Here is a 16,379-nt window from a genome sequence, read left to right as displayed (position 1 = left end):
TCTCTCTTCCTATGTTGTGATTACTTCAGTCTTTTTATTTGAAGTTTGTTGAAATCTGAAAGTCTGTGTTGGGCATTTTCTATTTCTTGTGATAGCGTAACATCTTCCCCTAAATCTTTTAATGTTTCAAATGCATTTAAGTACCAGTCTTCCCAAGCTTCCAAAATCTGACGTTCTACAGCAACAGTTGAATTGTTGTTCAGGGCATTTTTACTAAGCTCAAACTCTTCCTTTAACCTTGCCATAGCTGTTTTTTCCATTGTGCTCAAAATATGGAGTGCAGTTTGTGAATTTCCGTTTACCAATTGCAATGCACTGGCCAAGGCGGCCGTACCTACGTTTTTTAGGGTTTCTTGCGAAACTTTGTCTATGCGGTCATTGTCTGTATGATAAAACTGGTCGGTAAAGTGCCATAACAAAAGACCGGGAATATTGGCTCTTAAAAAAGGGGTATGGTCACTACCGCCTTCAAAAGGGTTGGTGTTCACTTCCCAATGGGCGTATTTTCCTTGCTTTTTAAAATTTAGAATAATAAAATCGTTCAAGTAGTGGGGTTTCATTTGTTCTAAGGACAAAGGTTGTCCGCCCCATTCAGAATGCTTGTCGTTGCCTCGGGTCCAAATGGCACTGGGGTCGGGCATTTTTTCAATTAAGAAAGAACCACCTGTTAGGGCCGTGTTTTCACCTACCATATCTAAACTAATACCCCACTTTATGCCCTTGGCCCTCTCTTGGTTCTCTTGAATGTACCTGTGGGTAGAAGAAATTTCATCGCCCCATAGAAATGTTAGGGTCCTGTTGAAATCCACTTTTGCTGTTTTCGCCAAATTTGCGGCTACGACCGCCATCTCCAATTGCGCGCCTACACCACTGGCATTATCGTTGGCTCCAGGTTCTTGTATATGGGCACTGAACACCATTCTTTCAGAAGGTTTTTTCTCTCCTCTTATGTTTGCTATTATGGTAAGCTCCTCGGCATTATAAATTTTGGTCTGAATATTTACATGGACCTTAGTGGGGCCTTTTTTTAAGGCTTCATCTAACTTTTCTTTGGCTTTGTATGAAAGAGCGATGCCCCAAAAATTGGTGTTTGTCTGCGAAGGCAAACTCCTAAATTGAATAGAAGTCTTGTTTTTTTTCGGTTGAAGATAAGAAGGGTTGTCGTAGGTAATAACGCCCAGTGCACCATTGCTTACAAGTTCTTTATAATAATTACGAAACCCCTCTTCTACGTAGACGACTTTACCTTTTATCTGCATTGATGAAACATCTTCTCCGGGTTTCAGATATACAATATCCGCTGTGATTCCCGCCTTTGGGGTTGAAACAGAGTTTAGGTAGGTCATGTTTCGGTTACTGTCAGAAACAAGTAGGGGAGTATTTTCACCAACAATTTGCAATGAGGCCGAAACAGGTTCCCAAGTAGGTTTTTCCATGGGGCGTTTTTCTATACGATAGGTTAACCTGTCTGTAGGGGTAGCTTTTGTTTCTAGAACATAACCAGCATTTTCTAACGCGTCCGCTATCCAATACACACTATTATTAAAACCTGTGTTGCCTGGAACTCGCCAATATTGGGCAACATACTCGGTGGTTTTATAGGCAAGGTCGCCACTAAATTGTGGCCGGACCAAATTAAAGTACGTATCACTTGTTTTTTCTGGTTTTTGGGCGAAAGAAACAATAAGCCCTAATAAAAAAAACGGCAAAAGAGCGATAATTCTTTTGCCGTTGTTTGTTTTGTTAATCGTTATTTTTCCCATTTCCAGTCACCTCCGATAATCAATTTTTCTTTCAAGTTGTTTTTGATCATAAAATTTTTGGTCGTTTCACTGTCCATCTTGGTGGCGGGCAATGTATCGGCATTTGCCAAGGCATAGAGCATCATGGTACCAAATCTTGCGGTATTGGTCATATGTTCTTTGTTTACCAAATTAAAGTCATCACAATCGGAGTGGTAGCACCCATAGATAGAACGGTCTAAATTACTATGAACGGATAAAATGGGAACACCTTCTAACATAAACGGTTGGTGATCGCTATGCAAACCAGATCGGTTCGAAAATTTGTTTTGGTAAATGGAGTCTTGCTGTTGTATGGCGACTCCTAAATCTTTAAAAAATTGCTCGTTATCCAATTTTCCACCCGCATTCATACCTATGGGGTTTCCCGACATGTCTAGGTTCATCATGTATTTAATGTTGTCTATCGTATTGTTCGCGACAGCTTCCCCGACCATATGTTTAGATCCCAATAAGCCTTGTTCTTCCCCCATGAACATGACAAACTTAACCGTTCTTTTAGGTTGTAGGTTATTTGCTTTAAATGCTCTTGCGATATCCAACACGGCAAAGGAGCCAATACCATTGTCTATAGCACCGGTGGCAAGGTCCCATGAATCTAAGTGTCCGCCTAAGACAATCTCTTCTTGCGGAATTTCATGGCCAGGTAATGTAGCGATAACGTTTCTTGCCTTGATCATATCACTTTTGTTGGTCATATGGATGTCCGCGATCGCTTTACTCTCTTTTAAGGTTTCTTTTAATGCCATGCCATCTTCCTTGCCTATGCAAACGGCAGGTATTGGTATCAATTCGCCTGTAACGGAGGCCGTTCCTGTTAACAACACACCATTGTCCACTTGGTTAATGATGATAATGCCTATGGCACCATATTTTATGGCCAGGGCTGTTTTTTCACTACGGTGAAGATTGGTAAGTCCTTCGGGGCTATTGGGTAATATATTTATGTAAACTAGCGCAATTTTTCCTTTGACAGCATCCGGATTTGCTGTATAATCGGCTTCTAGACCATTGCCCATATCCACGATTTCGCCAGAAACATCGGCCTTTATGGGAGAGTGTCCCAAGGTTACTACCTTTACGTCTGCACCATTGATTTTTAAAGAAACTTCACCGCGAGACCATGCTTCAACCTCAAAAGTTTGGTAGGCCACATCTTCAAACCCATATTCTTTAAATTTGTTATAGGTATATTCTTCTGCTTTTGCACCGTTTTCAGAACCTGTAAGGCGATGACCAATAGTTTCCGTAGCTTCTTTTAGGGTGCTATAACCTTTTGAGTTTTGTTTTATTTCTGTGTCGATACGAGCAAATAATTCTGCTTGGGTCTCTTCTTTTTTTGTTTCTGAACATCCTGTCAAGAATAGAGCGGAAAGAAACAATGAGCTTAGTTTTTTCATGTTGTTTGATTAATTATTAATTGAGGTATGGTTTTGTTTTTATTGACACTGTCACAAGATAAGAAATTGAAAGTAGAAGAGGTAATTACAATACCACAATAATCCTATAAATATCATGGTGTTTTTCTGCTTAAACTATAAGGAATCCGTAATTTTATGGTCAAATTAGAAACTTATGAAGTACGAACAGATACCGAACACGCTCTTTATAAAAAACCGTAAAAAATTTATGGCTCGTATGAAGCCAAAAAGTATTGCGGTTTTCAATTCAAATGACATTTATCCGATCAGTGCCGATAGTACATTGCCTTTTGAGCAGCATAGAGATATTTTTTACCTCTCGGGAGCCGATCAAGAAGAAACTATATTATTGTTGTTTCCGGACGCGATGGACAAAAAGCACCGTGAAATTTTATTTGTTCGTGAAACAAATGAGCATATTGCCATTTGGGAAGGTGAAAAGCTGACCAAAGAAAGAGCGACCGAGATTTCGGGTATAGAAACGATTTATTGGCTGCAAGATTTCGACAAGGTCTTTTTTGATTTAATGACCGAGGCCGAAACTATATATTTAAATACCAATGAGCATTACAGGCAAGCGGTAGAGACGCAGACCCGCGAGGATCGCTTTATTCAAAAGTGCAAACAAGAATACCCTGCTCACCAAGTAGCAAAAAGTAATCCTATTCTTCAAGAAATAAGAGGGGTAAAAGAATCTGAAGAGTTGGCACTTATGCAAACGGCCTGCAATATTACCGAAAAAGGATTTCGTAGGTTGTTAGGTTTCGTAAAACCCGGGGTTTGGGAGTACGAAATAGAGGCAGAGTTGTTACATGAGTTTGTGCGCAATCGGTCAAAAGGGTTTGCTTATCAGCCTATTATAGCGTCTGGCAACAACGCCAATGTACTACATTATGTAGAAAACAACCAGCAGTGTAAGAGCGGTGAGCTTATATTAATGGATGTTGCGGCGGAGTATGCCAACTATTCCAGTGATCTTACCCGTACCATCCCTGTAAACGGAAAGTTCACCAAGAGACAAAAAGAGGTCTATAATGCGGTTTTACGCGTTAAGAACGAGGCGACGAAAATGTTGGTGCCTGGTACTATCTGGGCCGAGTACCATAAAGAATGTGGTAAATTGATGACGTCTGAATTGTTGGGCTTGGGACTATTGGACAAGGCCGATGTGCAAAATGAAAATCCGGATTGGCCCGCCTATAAAAAATACTTTATGCACGGCACCAGCCATCATATCGGGTTAAACACCCATGATTACGGCGAGTTAAAGACGCCTATGAAAGCGAACATGGTCTTTACCGTGGAGCCGGGCATCTACATTCCTGATGAAAATATGGGAATTCGTTTAGAGGACGACGTTGTTATCCAAGAACAAGGCGAACCTTTTAACCTGATGAAGAATATACCTATCGAGGTAGAGGAGATAGAAGAATTGATGAACCAATAATTGGCATTATGAAATTAGTATCATGGAACGTTAATGGAATAAGAGCCTCGGTCAAAAAAGGGTTTAGTGAAGTTGTATCGGATTTCGATGCGGATATTTTTTGTGTTCAAGAAACCAAGGCCCAAGATGACCAGGTAAAAGAGGCTTTGGCAGAAATCTCCGATTACGAACTATTTTGTAATAGTGCCGAAAAGAAAGGGTATTCCGGTACGGCGATTCTTTCTAAAGAAAAGCCGTTGTCATTTACCGTAGATATGGGAAAAGAGGAACACGACGCTGAGGGGCGCATTACCCATGCGGAGTACAAAGATTTCCATTTGGTAAATGTGTATGTGCCCAATAGTGGAAGTGGACTCAAGCGATTGGATTACCGAGCGGTTTGGGACAAAGATTTTACCGCCTATCTTAAAGAACTGTCACAAAGTAAGCCGTTGATTATTACGGGCGATTTTAATGTAGCCCATACGGAAAACGACTTGGCCAACCCTAAATCCAACTACAATAAAACCTCTGGCTTTACACAGGTAGAAATAGACGGATTCGACGCCTTGTTAAAAGAGCTGAACCTAGTGGATAGTTTTAGAACCTTGCACCCGACCACCTTTGACAAGTATACTTTCTGGAGTATGCGCGGAGGTGCCCGAGGGCGTAACGTAGGTTGGCGTATCGATTATTTTTTGGTCAGTGAGTCTATTTGGCCTAAGGTAAAGTCCGCTCAAATACATGATCATGTAATGGGCAGCGACCATTGTCCCATCAGTCTTGAAATAACGTTTTAAGGTATGCGTATGTTCCTATTGTTACAAGATGTGGCGGATATCGAAAAGAAGATAGAGGAGGCTCCTGACAGCGCCTATGAAATCGGGGTGGTCATCGGTACTTATCTTCCATTTGTGGTCTTGGTCTTGGTAGCCTATGCTTTTTACTACTATTCAAAAAAACGTGCCCAAGACTAACTAAGGTTGGGTTACTTGGTTACTCTTTTATCGAAAAATTGCCTATTTCTTTTTTGCTGTTTAAAGTAAGGATGTTTTTAAGAAATGGAGCCCTTTTGTGGGGTGAATAGGAGGTTAAAAATAGCAAATACCGCCAAAGCTGGTAGTAACCAACCTAAACTGTATTGTTGTAAAGGAATCCAAGAAAACATTTCTTCTGAGGGAGCAATGGCGCCTATACTTTCTAAAAAATCGGGGATACTAAAAATTATGGTGGTAATGGTGACCGCTTTAAAGATTATGGAGGAGGCATATTTGTCCGGAGTTATGTTCAATAGAATAAGAATTATGGTAATCGGGTAAATGAACATGAGCGCGGGCAAGGCTACCTTAATTATATAGGCGACGTTAAACTGACCAATGACGACTCCGAGAACACAGCCGATGATGGCGGTAATTAGATAGGCAAGCTTAGAATCGTTGAAGCGCGATTTTATAAAATCGGAGGTTCCGGCAACGATACCTACGGCCGTCGTAAAACAGGCCAATGCCACGAGTATGCTTAAAAATAGGTTTCCTACGTTTCCGAGGGCCATGGTGGCCATACCCGATAAAAGAGAAGTTCTGGAAATGGAAGCATCAAAGGAATCATGCACCAAAGAACCCGAAAGAATAAGTCCCATATATATGGCGAACAGGGCAAGTCCGGCAAGCCAACCAGCCTTTCTGATCAGATTTCTTTTGTATAGATAAGCTTTCTCTTTGTGCTTTATATTAATAGATACTATAATGACCCCACCAACAACGACCGCTCCAATGGCATCAAATGTTTGATATCCTTCCAAGAGACCATCGGTAAAAGGATTGGTGAATTCGGTGCCGGGAAAACTAAAATGAACCGTAAAGGTAATAATGCCTATCAGGCCAATTAAAATCAATATAATGCCAGGAGTCAATAGTTTTCCGATGAGGTTCAAAATTTTGGAACGGTTCATTACAAAAATGAATACCAGTAGAAAATAGACAATACTGGTAATCCATGAAGGAATGTCAAAATAAGGGGCAATAGCCATTTCATGGGTTACCGATGCGGTTCTTGGAGACGGTAAACTTATAGATACGGCATATATAATGATGGCATATGCCAAACCAAACGAAGAAGATACCTTTTTGCCAAAGTCAAAGATAGTCCCTTGTAATTTGGCATGGGCCATAATGCCCAAAATAGGGATCAATACCGCCGAGATACAAAACCCGATGGTTACCAGCCACCAAAATCCTCCCGATTTAAAGCCTAACTGTGGGGGCAAGATCAAATTTCCGGCTCCAAAAAATAGGGAAAATAGGGCAAAAGCCGTTACCAGTGTTTCTTTGGTATTGCTCATGGTTTTAAATATGGTCGAAAGATAGATTAAAATGCTGAAACTGTGTTTCTAAAAAAAGAAACCTATAAAAATGAAAAGTTGACCACAAGAATAGATCACATCACAACAAATTATAGTTCAGGTGATTAAAAAAATATAGTTTAACGTAAAATTTTACAAACACGCTGATTTATTGTATCGGCACAGGATAAATAAATTAATAATCAGGCATTTAACCATTTCCCAAATTGCACCAAATGCAACTTTAAAAAACCTACAGTATGAAAAAACTATTCTGTAACATTTTCGGCCACCACTACGCAGTTTCAAAAAAAGTAACTTCTCATATTAAGGAGTACAAGTGTATTCATTGCAACAAGGAAGTTACCACAGATGTAACTGGTAACCTGTCTATTCTTACCCCAGAACTCCAAGATATCAACAAGACCTTGGAACGTATCTATCAAAATAGACATAACCACCAAGTAGCTTAAGCCTAACAAACAAGAGAACTACTGGTTTCGGTCATAGATATGATTCGTAACAACCAACGTATTCCTGGAAATTTAGTAAGCACCTTTCTTCTTAACTGTCGTATGCCCCACAACGGATAAGATTTGGATCGCCCTATGTTTTCAGGATTTTTTCTTTAAGCTAAGAACCTTGAAAAGAATTCCAGCCTTGCGCCGTCAATGGAATTAAGGTATCTGCACGGGTCACCAAATTTGCACCGCCTTCCGCATCGGTCATATGCCCTATTACCGTTAAATTGGGATTGCCCTTTATTTTCGGAAAGTCTGCCTGGTCTATTGTAAACAATAATTCGTAATCTTCCCCGCCGCTCAAGGCCACCGTGGTACTGTCCATTTTAAATTCCTCGCAACTGTTAATTACCGTGGGGTCCAACGGAATCTTGTTTTCATACAAATGGCAACCCACCTTACTGTTTTTGCACAGATGTAAAATTTCGGAAGACAGACCATCACTTATATCTATCATAGATGTTGGTTTTACATCCAGTTTGCGAAGCAATTCGACCATATCTTTTCGTGCTTCCGGTTTCAGTTGACGTTCCACGATATATGAATAGGGTTCCAAATCTGGCTGGTTGTTGGGGTTTACCTTAAAAACCTCTTTTTCCCGTTCAAGTACTTGCAGTCCCATATAAGCACCTCCTAAATCGCCGGTTACGACCAAAAGATCATTTGGTTTGGCTCCAGATCTATAAGTGATATCTTTTTCTTCGGCCTCTCCGAGGGCGGTAACGCTTATGAGCATTCCCTTATTGGAAGAAGTGGTATCGCCACCGATCATATCTACATTATAGGTTTTGCAAGCCAATGCAATTCCTGCATACAGTTCCTCAATGGCCTCTAAAGGAAACCGGTTAGATACGGCAATGGAAACGGTAATCTGGGTTGCCTTCGCATTCATGGCATACACATCTGAAATATTGACCATAACGGCCTTGTACCCTAAATGTTTAAGGGGCATATAGCTTAGATCAAAGTGAATGCCCTCTATTAACAAATCTGTGGAAAGAACTGTTTTCTTGTTCTTGAAATCCAGCACGGCGGCATCGTCACCAACACCCTTGATGGTAGATTTGTGGTTAATGGTAAAATATTTGGTCAAATGATCTATAAGACCAAATTCACCTAATTTTTCTAATGAAGTTTTTTCGTTATTCTTGTCCTCTAACATGTTGCAAAAGTAAATAGGATATTTATATCGAGTATTCTATAATGGCAATATTTTTTATATAGATAACTTCTATTATATTATACGTTATAATAATGTTAGGATATGCAATAAAAACGTACTAATGAAGTATATTTGTAAACTGTTTATAATTAATCCATTTAAGAGATGATTCAAGTATCGGAAACGGCAAAAAAGAAAGTAATCGACCTTATGACAGAGGAAGGTTATGACGCTGCCAAGGATTATGTTCGGGTGGGTGTTAAAAGTGGTGGCTGTAGTGGCTTATCCTACGAGTTGAAGTTTGACGACAAAATGAATGAAACCGATAAGGTTTTTGAAGATAATGATATCCGCATTATTGTGGACAAAAAGAGTTTTTTATATTTAGTAGGTACCGTTCTGGAATATTCAGGGGGGTTAAACGGAAAAGGCTTTGTCTTCAATAATCCGAACGCGCAACGTACTTGCGGTTGCGGAGAAAGTTTTTCACTATAAATCGTAGTCGATTTTATCGGCTTACTTATTTGAGAGCATATGGCATATACTGAAGAGGAATTAAAAAAAGAACTGGAAACCAAGGAGTATGAATATGGTTTTTATACGGACATAGAATCGGATACTTTCCCCAATGGCCTGAACGAAGAAATCGTGACTGCCATTTCAAAAAAGAAAGAGGAGCCCGAGTGGATGACACAATGGCGTTTGGAGGCTTTTAAGGCATGGAAGGAAATGGAAGAGCCAGAGTGGGCCAACGTTCATTATAAAAAGCCCGATTTTCAAGCGATTTCTTACTATTCGGCACCCAACAAAAAGCCAAAATATAATAGTTTGGACGAGGTGGACCCGGAGTTGTTGGACACTTTTAAGAAGTTGGGTATATCCATCGATGAACAAAAGAAATTGGCAGGTGTGGCGGTGGATATCGTGATGGATTCCGTTTCGGTGGCCACTACCTTCAAGAAAACCTTGGCGGAAAAGGGTATTATTTTTTGCTCTATTTCTGAGGCGATCAAAGAGCATCCAGAGTTGGTAAAAAAATATATAGGAACGGTAGTGCCACAAAAAGACAATTTTTATGCGGCCCTAAACTCTGCCGTTTTTTCAGATGGTAGTTTTTGCTACATTCCCAAAGGGGTACGTTGCCCTATGGAGCTGTCCACTTATTTTAGGATCAACCAAGCAGGTACCGGGCAGTTCGAAAGAACTTTGGTGATTGCAGACGAAGGTAGCTATGTAAGTTATCTTGAAGGTTGTACCGCACCATCAAGGGACGAGAACCAATTACATGCCGCAGTTGTAGAATTAATTGCATTGGATGATGCCGAAATAAAGTATTCTACCGTTCAAAACTGGTTTCCTGGTGATAAGGAAGGAAAAGGGGGAGTGTACAATTTTGTTACCAAAAGGGGGCTTTGCGAGAAGAATGCAAAAATTTCTTGGACACAAGTAGAAACGGGTTCGGCGGTAACATGGAAGTATCCTTCTTGTATTTTAAAGGGAGATAACTCTATCGGTGAATTTTACTCCATTGCCGTTACCAACAATTATCAACAGGCAGATACGGGTACAAAAATGATCCATTTAGGAAAGAATACCAAGAGTACCATTATATCTAAAGGAATCTCTGCAGGTAAGTCGCAAAACAGTTACCGAGGGTTGGTACAGGTAAATAGTCGTGCCGAAAATGCAAGAAACTTTTCGCAATGCGATTCGCTTCTTATGGGCAATGAATGTGGGGCACATACTTTTCCATACATAGAGGCAAAGAACAAGACGGCTCAAATAGAACATGAGGCCACTACCAGTAAAATAGGTGAAGACCAAATTTTTTACTGTAACCAAAGAGGAATAGAAACAGAAAAGGCGATTGCCTTGATAGTAAACGGATTTAGTAAGGAGGTATTGAACAAGTTGCCGATGGAGTTTGCGGTAGAGGCGCAAAAGTTATTGGAAATAAGTTTAGAAGGCTCAGTAGGGTAATCAAGTTAAATGCATCCAATTGCTATGGTTATTGGGTGTGTTGAACGATAACTACATGTAATAAACGTACCGGGAATGAAAAAATATTTTTTGCTACTTACAATTCTTTTCACTGCTTTTTCTTGTAAACAAGAGAAGAAAGAAGCAGTGGCGAAGCGTGTGGAGAAGATCAAAACCGGTATAAAGCTATATACCTTTGATGGAGGTACCGTAATGGTGAACGATCTAGAACTTTTTTCTCAAGACACCACTTATCATGGTCAAAGCAAAGAATTCTCGGATGCGTTTTATGTTATTAGTCACCCTAAGGGAAATTTAATGTGGGATGCCGGTTTGCCAGAGATGTTGGTAGGGCAAGACCCTTATACAACGCCAAACGGGGCTTTTACGGTTTCTAGAAGAGATTCGGTAGTAAATCAATTAAAGAAAATAGGGATGACATTGGCCGATATTGATTTTCTCGCCCTATCACATACCCATTTTGACCATAGCGGTCATGCAAACGCACTCAAAGATGCCACATGGTTGGTGCAAGAGGCAGAGTATGACTTTGTGGCCAGTGAAGCAACGGCCGTATCAAATCCGGAGCTGTACAATGCAGTGAGAGATCTAAAGAATATAAAAAAAATCAATGGTGACTATGATGTGTTCGAAGATGGAAGCGTGGTTATCAAAGCTATGCCGGGCCATACACCGGGGCACCAAGTACTGTATTTAGAACTAGATGAGAACGGACCTACCCTGCTAACAGGAGATTTGTATCATCTGTACGAAAATAGAGAACATAAAAGAGTACCCATTTTTAATTATGATGTAGAAAAAACATTGGCAAGTATGGAGGCCTTTGAGGCTTTTGCCAAAGAAAAAGAAGCTAAAGTATACCTACAACATCAAAAAGAAGATTTTAATAAAATGCCTAAGGCACCAGAATTTTTAAAGTAAGATATTATGTTGAAAATTACAGACCTGCATGCACAGGTAGAGGATAAGGAAATATTAAAGGGGATAAACCTAGAGGTAAAAGCAGGTGAAGTACATGCGATTATGGGACCAAACGGTTCTGGTAAAAGTACATTGGCTTCCGTTATTGCCGGTAAAGAAGAATTTGAGGTTACCGAGGGTAGTGTAGCACTTGATGGAGAAGACCTAGAAGATATTGCACCGGAGGAAAGGGCGCACAAAGGTATTTTTCTGTCATTCCAATATCCGGTAGAGATTCCAGGGGTATCTGTTACCAATTTCATGAAAACGGCTATCAACGAGTCTAGAAAAGCCAAAGGGTTAGATGATATGCCGGCCAATGAGATGTTGAAAATGATTCGTGAGAAATCCGAATTATTGGAGATAGACCGTAAATTCTTGTCAAGATCTTTAAACGAAGGTTTTTCTGGTGGAGAAAAGAAGCGTAACGAAATCTTTCAAATGGCGATGTTAGAGCCTAAAGTGGCCATTTTGGACGAAACCGATTCAGGTTTGGATATCGATGCCTTAAGAATCGTGGCCAACGGTGTAAACAAGTTAAAGAGTAAGGACAACGCCGTAATCGTGATTACACACTACCAAAGATTGTTGGATTACATAGTGCCAGATTTTGTGCACGTACTTTATAACGGTAGAATCGTGAAGTCGGGAGGTAAGGAGCTGGCAATGGAACTAGAGGAAAAAGGGTATGATTGGTTAAAGCAAGAAGCTGCCGTTTAAAAGGTATGCAAGCAAGGTAAATGAACGCACCTTTTAATTTAAGCCGACTACTTAACACTAAAAAAAATGGATTTAAAAGATAAGTTGATATCTTCCTTTATGGCATTCGAGAACAATGTGGATGTAGACAACCCTGTTCACGATGTACGTATGGAAGCAATAAAGAATTTTGAGGAGAAAGGATTTCCCTCTAAGAAAGAGGAGGCCTGGAAGTACACTTCGTTAAACAGTATTCAAAAGATTGATTTCAGTATTTTCCCAAAAGAAGAAAATACAATAGAGTACAAAGACGTAAAGCGTTATTTTCTTCATGAAATAGACACCTATAAGATTGTTTTTGTAGACGGTATTTATAGCTCTTACCTATCTGAGACAACACATGATGGTGTGGATATTTGTCTTATGAGCGCTGCATTGACCAAGCCTATGTACAAACCGGTCATAGACGTCTATTTTAATAAGGTGGCTTCTAAGGAAGAATCTTTGACAACACTGAATACCGCTTTTAGTAGAGAAGGGGCCTATATCTACATTCCAAAGAACAAAATGCCCAAAAAGCCTATCGAGATTTTACATTTTGCGACAGGCAACGAGGCTGCTTTGATGTTACAGCCACGTAATTTGATAGTGGTAGAGGAAAATGCGGAAGTACAGATTATAGAGCGTCATCAGAGTTTAACGTCAAATGAGGTTTTGACCAATTCGGTTACCGAGATATTCGCCGCCGAAAATGGTATTGTAGATTACTATAAAATACAGAACGATGCTCCAGAATCATCTTTGATAGACAACACCTATATCAATCAAAAAGGTAAGAGCGTGGTAAAAGTGCACACCTTTTCTTTTGGGGGCAAACTTACCCGTAACAATTTAAACTTCTATCAAAATGGGGAGTATATAGATTCTACCATGAAGGGTGTTACCATATTAGGGGATAAACAACATGTGGATCACCACACCTTGGTGCATCATATAGAGCCTAACTGTGAAAGTCATCAAGACTATAAAGGTATTTACGGCGATGGTTCAACAGGTGTTTTCAACGGTAAAATTATCGTAGATAAGATTGCCCAAAAGACGAATGCTTTTCAGCAGAACAATAATATTTTGATCAGTGACAAGGCAACGATCAACACCAAACCACAATTAGAGATTTTTGCGGATGACGTAAAATGTTCGCACGGTTGTACCATTGGTCAGTTAGATGAAGATGCTTTGTTCTACTTGCAATCTCGAGGTATTCCTAAAAAGGAAGCGCGTGCTTTGTTAATGTATGCTTTTGCCAATAATGTATTGGAAAGTGTTCGTATACCAGAACTAAAGGCACGTATTAACAAGTTAATAGCTAAAAAGTTAGGAGTTAATCTTGGATTCGACCTTTAGAAAGGTATTAAAGAGTATACATAAATGGTTATATCAACCCTGGATATTAAAGCAATTCGAGAAGACTTTCCGATACTAAATCGTGAAGTGAACGGAAAACCTTTGGTGTATTTCGACAATGCCGCTACATCGCAGACCCCAAAACAGGTGATAGATGCCATTGTAGATTATTATGAAAACTACAATGCCAATATTCACCGTGGTGTGCACGCGCTTTCGCAAGAGGCTACAGATAAATATGAGATAGCACGGCAGAAAATTCAGAAGCACTTTAATGCAAAGAATTCATACGAAATCATATTTACTTCGGGTACTACCCATGGCATTAACCTGGTAGCCAGCGGATTTACTTCGTTGTTGGAAAAGGGAGACGAGATTATAGTTTCCGCCATGGAACACCACTCCAATATTGTGCCATGGCAAATGCTTTGCGAACGAACAGGTGCGGTACTTAAGGTGATACCAATGAACCAACAGGGAGAGTTGCTAATGGAGAAGTTTTCTGAAATACTCTCCCCTAAAACAAAATTGGTATTCTGTAACCATGTGTCCAACGCTCTTGGCACTATAAACCCAATTGAGAAAATTATTGATATGGCCCATGGGGTCGGTGCTGCGGTATTGATAGACGGGGCACAGGCAGCTCCACATATAAAGGCCGATGTACAAGCGTTGGATGTAGACTTTTATGTTGTTTCCGCTCATAAGATGTGTGGTCCTACGGGTGTTGGCATGCTTTACGGAAAAGAAGAGTGGCTCAATAAACTACCCCCTTATCAAGGAGGAGGGGAAATGATCGCCGAGGTTACGTTTGAAAAGACCACCTATGCAGAACTACCTCATAAATTTGAGGCGGGTACGCCCAATATCTGTGGCGGAATTGCCTTTGGTGCAGCCCTCGACTACATGAACAATATTGGCTTTGCCAATATTGTCGAGTACGAACACGAACTTTTAGAGTATGCTACGCAAGAGCTTTTAAAGATAGAGGGATTAAAGATCTACGGTACCGCAGCACATAAAACGGCCGTTATTTCATTTAATATCGAAGGGGTGCACCCTTACGATGTAGGCACTATTTTAGATAAATTGGGTATTGCGGTACGAACGGGACATCATTGCACACAACCTATTATGGACTTTTACGGCATCCCCGGAACGGTAAGGGCCAGTTTTAGCTTTTATAATACCAAAGAAGAAATAGATGTGCTCGTGGCCGGTGTAGAAAGAGCTAAAAACATGCTGGTGTAAGCTATTTTGTTAGCATAAGCCTAAACTTTTGATTCCCAAGAATTCCTATTGTACTTTTGTGTAAAAGCCACCCATGAAAATTAAAGAGATACAAGAAGAGATTGTAGATGAGTTTTCAATGTTCGATGATTGGATGCAGCGCTATGAATATATGATAGAGTTGGGCAAATCGCTTCCCATGATCGACGAAGAATATAAGACCGATGATAATATTATAAAAGGTTGCCAGAGCAAAGTATGGGTACATGCCGAGTTGGATGGAGACAAATTGGTGTTTACCGCCGATAGCGATGCGATCATCACCAAGGGGATCATTGCTATTTTAATAAGGGCCTTTAGCAATCAAAAACCCCAAGATATTATAGATGCAGATACCGATTTTATTGATGAAATCGGATTAAAAGAGCATTTATCGCCCACAAGGGCCAATGGTCTTGTAAGCATGATCAAACAGTTAAAACTATATGCGATCGCTTATCAGACGCAATTAAAAAATTAAGAGATATGAGCGAAGAAACACAAGAAAGGGACACCTCCGAATTGGGAGAGAAAATAGTAAAGGTCTTAAAGACTATTTATGATCCAGAAATTCCTGTAGATATATACGAACTAGGATTAATATATGACGTTTTGGTCAATGAGGACAATGAGGTAAAGATATTGATGACCCTTACCTCTCCAAATTGCCCTGTTGCCGAAACCTTGCCTACCGAGGTAGAGGAAAAAGTAAAGTCCTTGAACGATATAAAAGATGCTGAGGTAGAGATTACGTTTGATCCACCATGGACCCAAGATTTAATGAGCGAAGAGGCCAAATTAGAGCTAGGGCTTTTATAATTGCGCCTTCACCATTAGAATTGAATCGGTAAAAGCTATATGTCAGACGAAATAATAAATAGAGTATCACAAAGCAGGTTGGTTACTATTGACCTTGAAGATTACTATCCTACAGGCAATAGAATTGTTTTGGATATAAAAGATTGGCTTTTCGAAGGTTTTATTTTACGAGAAAAGGAGTTCAGGGCATATTTAAAAGAACATGATTGGGAGCAATATAAAGATGCATACGTTGTTCTGACCTGCGCTACCGATGCCATTGTACCGGGTTGGGCCTATATGCTTATTACCACAAAGCTTCATCCTTATGCAAAAAAGGTGGTTCAAGGTACCTTAGAGGATTTAGAAACCTTATTGTATCAATCTATTATCCAAAACATGGATGTCTCCGGTTATAAAAACAAACCGGTCATAATTAAGGGCTGTAGTGAAAAACCGGTACCTCCAAACGCCTATATTATGTTAGCCGACAAACTTCAGTCCGTAGCAAAATCCATCATGTACGGGGAGGCATGCTCCTCTGTTCCTTTGTATAAGGAAAAAAATCAATAGAA

17 protein-coding genes are annotated in these 16,379 nt (G+C 40.0%); 13 read left to right on the top strand and 4 right to left on the bottom strand.

Annotation, left to right across the window (positions count from 1 at the left end; translation table 11 throughout):
* Positions 1–20: 20 nt before the first annotated feature.
* Together AB657_RS12480 and AB657_RS12475 are read right to left on the bottom strand one after the other, a co-directional pair.
* The gene (locus AB657_RS12480; RefSeq protein WP_047246786.1) at positions 21–1,763 is read right to left on the bottom strand and encodes a M28 family peptidase; all 1,743 of its coding nucleotides are present in this window, start codon (positions 1,761–1,763) and stop codon (positions 21–23) included.
* Entirely contained in the window at positions 1,751–3,202 is a 1,452-nt protein-coding gene (locus AB657_RS12475) for a M20/M25/M40 family metallo-hydrolase (RefSeq protein ID WP_047246785.1), read from the bottom strand. The genes AB657_RS12480 and AB657_RS12475 overlap by 13 nt, the downstream gene beginning before the upstream one ends.
* A gap of 175 nt (positions 3,203–3,377) precedes the next feature.
* Between AB657_RS12475 and AB657_RS12470 the strand changes: the two genes are divergently transcribed.
* From AB657_RS12470 to AB657_RS18090, 3 genes are read left to right on the top strand one after another with little or no spacing between them, the layout of a single operon-like run.
* Positions 3,378–4,670 (top strand): aminopeptidase P family protein, encoded by a 1,293-nt coding sequence (locus tag AB657_RS12470; RefSeq protein WP_047246784.1) that lies wholly within the window; start codon positions 3,378–3,380, stop codon positions 4,668–4,670.
* Positions 4,671–4,678: 8 nt separating this feature from the next.
* A complete protein-coding gene (locus AB657_RS12465; protein WP_047246783.1) occupies positions 4,679–5,449 on the top strand; it encodes an exodeoxyribonuclease III in 771 nt (256 codons plus the stop codon).
* A gap of 9 nt (positions 5,450–5,458) precedes the next feature.
* Positions 5,459–5,626: a hypothetical protein gene (locus AB657_RS18090; protein WP_198146906.1), complete on the top strand. Its 168-nt coding sequence runs from the start codon at positions 5,459–5,461 to the stop codon at positions 5,624–5,626.
* Positions 5,627–5,703: 77 nt separating this feature from the next.
* Here the strand turns inward: AB657_RS18090 and brnQ are convergent, their stop codons facing one another.
* The gene (gene brnQ, locus AB657_RS12460) at positions 5,704–6,990 is read right to left on the bottom strand and encodes a branched-chain amino acid transport system II carrier protein (protein WP_047246782.1); all 1,287 of its coding nucleotides are present in this window, start codon (positions 6,988–6,990) and stop codon (positions 5,704–5,706) included.
* Positions 6,991–7,250: 260 nt separating this feature from the next.
* On the opposite strand from brnQ, the gene AB657_RS17870 reads away from it, so the two are divergent.
* Positions 7,251–7,463, top strand: coding sequence for a hypothetical protein (locus AB657_RS17870; protein ID WP_084696428.1), 213 nt, complete (start codon positions 7,251–7,253; stop codon positions 7,461–7,463).
* Positions 7,464–7,623: 160 nt separating this feature from the next.
* Here the strand turns inward: AB657_RS17870 and thiL are convergent, their stop codons facing one another.
* Positions 7,624–8,673: a thiamine-phosphate kinase gene (thiL, locus tag AB657_RS12455; protein ID WP_047246781.1), complete on the bottom strand. Its 1,050-nt coding sequence runs from the start codon at positions 8,671–8,673 to the stop codon at positions 7,624–7,626.
* 165 nt (positions 8,674–8,838) lie between these two features.
* On the opposite strand from thiL, the gene AB657_RS12450 reads away from it, so the two are divergent.
* The 9 genes from AB657_RS12450 (at position 8,839) to AB657_RS12410 (ending at position 16,377) form a co-directional block, all read left to right on the top strand.
* Entirely contained in the window at positions 8,839–9,168 is a 330-nt protein-coding gene (locus AB657_RS12450; RefSeq protein ID WP_047246780.1) for a HesB/IscA family protein, read from the top strand.
* A gap of 39 nt (positions 9,169–9,207) precedes the next feature.
* Positions 9,208–10,653 carry a Fe-S cluster assembly protein SufB gene (sufB, locus tag AB657_RS12445; RefSeq protein ID WP_047246779.1) on the top strand — a complete coding sequence of 482 codons (1,446 nt, stop codon included), beginning with the start codon at positions 9,208–9,210 and terminating at the stop codon, positions 10,651–10,653.
* A gap of 75 nt (positions 10,654–10,728) precedes the next feature.
* Positions 10,729–11,595 carry an N-acyl homoserine lactonase family protein gene (locus tag AB657_RS12440; RefSeq protein WP_047246778.1) on the top strand — a complete coding sequence of 289 codons (867 nt, stop codon included), beginning with the start codon at positions 10,729–10,731 and terminating at the stop codon, positions 11,593–11,595.
* Between the two features lie 6 nt (positions 11,596–11,601).
* Complete coding sequence (sufC, locus tag AB657_RS12435; protein WP_047246777.1) at positions 11,602–12,354, top strand: Fe-S cluster assembly ATPase SufC; 753 nt, start codon at positions 11,602–11,604, stop codon at positions 12,352–12,354.
* Between the two features lie 66 nt (positions 12,355–12,420).
* Positions 12,421–13,737: a Fe-S cluster assembly protein SufD gene (gene sufD / locus AB657_RS12430; protein ID WP_047246776.1), complete on the top strand. Its 1,317-nt coding sequence runs from the start codon at positions 12,421–12,423 to the stop codon at positions 13,735–13,737.
* A gap of 24 nt (positions 13,738–13,761) precedes the next feature.
* A complete protein-coding gene (locus AB657_RS12425) occupies positions 13,762–14,988 on the top strand; it encodes an aminotransferase class V-fold PLP-dependent enzyme (protein WP_047246775.1) in 1,227 nt (408 codons plus the stop codon).
* Between the two features lie 73 nt (positions 14,989–15,061).
* Positions 15,062–15,487 (top strand): SufE family protein, encoded by a 426-nt coding sequence (locus AB657_RS12420; RefSeq protein ID WP_047246774.1) that lies wholly within the window; start codon positions 15,062–15,064, stop codon positions 15,485–15,487.
* 5 nt (positions 15,488–15,492) lie between these two features.
* Positions 15,493–15,825: an SUF system Fe-S cluster assembly protein gene (locus AB657_RS12415; protein ID WP_047246773.1), complete on the top strand. Its 333-nt coding sequence runs from the start codon at positions 15,493–15,495 to the stop codon at positions 15,823–15,825.
* A gap of 39 nt (positions 15,826–15,864) precedes the next feature.
* On the top strand, positions 15,865–16,377 hold the full coding sequence (locus AB657_RS12410) for a DUF2480 family protein (RefSeq protein WP_047246772.1): 513 nt from the start codon (positions 15,865–15,867) through the stop codon (positions 16,375–16,377).
* The last annotated feature ends 2 nt before the right edge of the window (positions 16,378–16,379 follow it).

Origin of the sequence: Maribacter thermophilus (assembly GCF_001020565.1) — a bacterium.
GTDB lineage: Bacteria > Bacteroidota > Bacteroidia > Flavobacteriales > Flavobacteriaceae > Maribacter > Maribacter thermophilus.
The sequence above is the reverse complement of the archived record's forward strand: the minus strand, read 5'-3'. Positions and strand labels throughout refer to the sequence as shown.

Coding starts and splice junctions, on each gene's coding strand:
- sufB (WP_047246779.1), top strand. CDS start 9,208: ATGGCATATACTGAAGAGGAATTAAAAAAAGAACTGGAAACCAAGGAG.
- AB657_RS12450 (WP_047246780.1), top strand. CDS start 8,839: ATGATTCAAGTATCGGAAACGGCAAAAAAGAAAGTAATCGACCTTATG.
- AB657_RS18090 (WP_198146906.1), top strand. CDS start 5,459: ATGTTCCTATTGTTACAAGATGTGGCGGATATCGAAAAGAAGATAGAG.
- AB657_RS12440 (WP_047246778.1), top strand. CDS start 10,729: ATGAAAAAATATTTTTTGCTACTTACAATTCTTTTCACTGCTTTTTCT.
- AB657_RS12410 (WP_047246772.1), top strand. CDS start 15,865: ATGTCAGACGAAATAATAAATAGAGTATCACAAAGCAGGTTGGTTACT.
- sufC (WP_047246777.1), top strand. CDS start 11,602: ATGTTGAAAATTACAGACCTGCATGCACAGGTAGAGGATAAGGAAATA.
- AB657_RS12475 (WP_047246785.1), bottom strand. CDS start 3,202: ATGAAAAAACTAAGCTCATTGTTTCTTTCCGCTCTATTCTTGACAGGA.
- AB657_RS12425 (WP_047246775.1), top strand. CDS start 13,762: ATGGTTATATCAACCCTGGATATTAAAGCAATTCGAGAAGACTTTCCG.
- thiL (WP_047246781.1), bottom strand. CDS start 8,673: ATGTTAGAGGACAAGAATAACGAAAAAACTTCATTAGAAAAATTAGGT.
- AB657_RS17870 (WP_084696428.1), top strand. CDS start 7,251: ATGAAAAAACTATTCTGTAACATTTTCGGCCACCACTACGCAGTTTCA.
- brnQ (WP_047246782.1), bottom strand. CDS start 6,990: ATGAGCAATACCAAAGAAACACTGGTAACGGCTTTTGCCCTATTTTCC.
- sufD (WP_047246776.1), top strand. CDS start 12,421: ATGGATTTAAAAGATAAGTTGATATCTTCCTTTATGGCATTCGAGAAC.
- AB657_RS12470 (WP_047246784.1), top strand. CDS start 3,378: ATGAAGTACGAACAGATACCGAACACGCTCTTTATAAAAAACCGTAAA.
- AB657_RS12420 (WP_047246774.1), top strand. CDS start 15,062: ATGAAAATTAAAGAGATACAAGAAGAGATTGTAGATGAGTTTTCAATG.
- AB657_RS12465 (WP_047246783.1), top strand. CDS start 4,679: ATGAAATTAGTATCATGGAACGTTAATGGAATAAGAGCCTCGGTCAAA.
- AB657_RS12415 (WP_047246773.1), top strand. CDS start 15,493: ATGAGCGAAGAAACACAAGAAAGGGACACCTCCGAATTGGGAGAGAAA.
- AB657_RS12480 (WP_047246786.1), bottom strand. CDS start 1,763: ATGGGAAAAATAACGATTAACAAAACAAACAACGGCAAAAGAATTATC.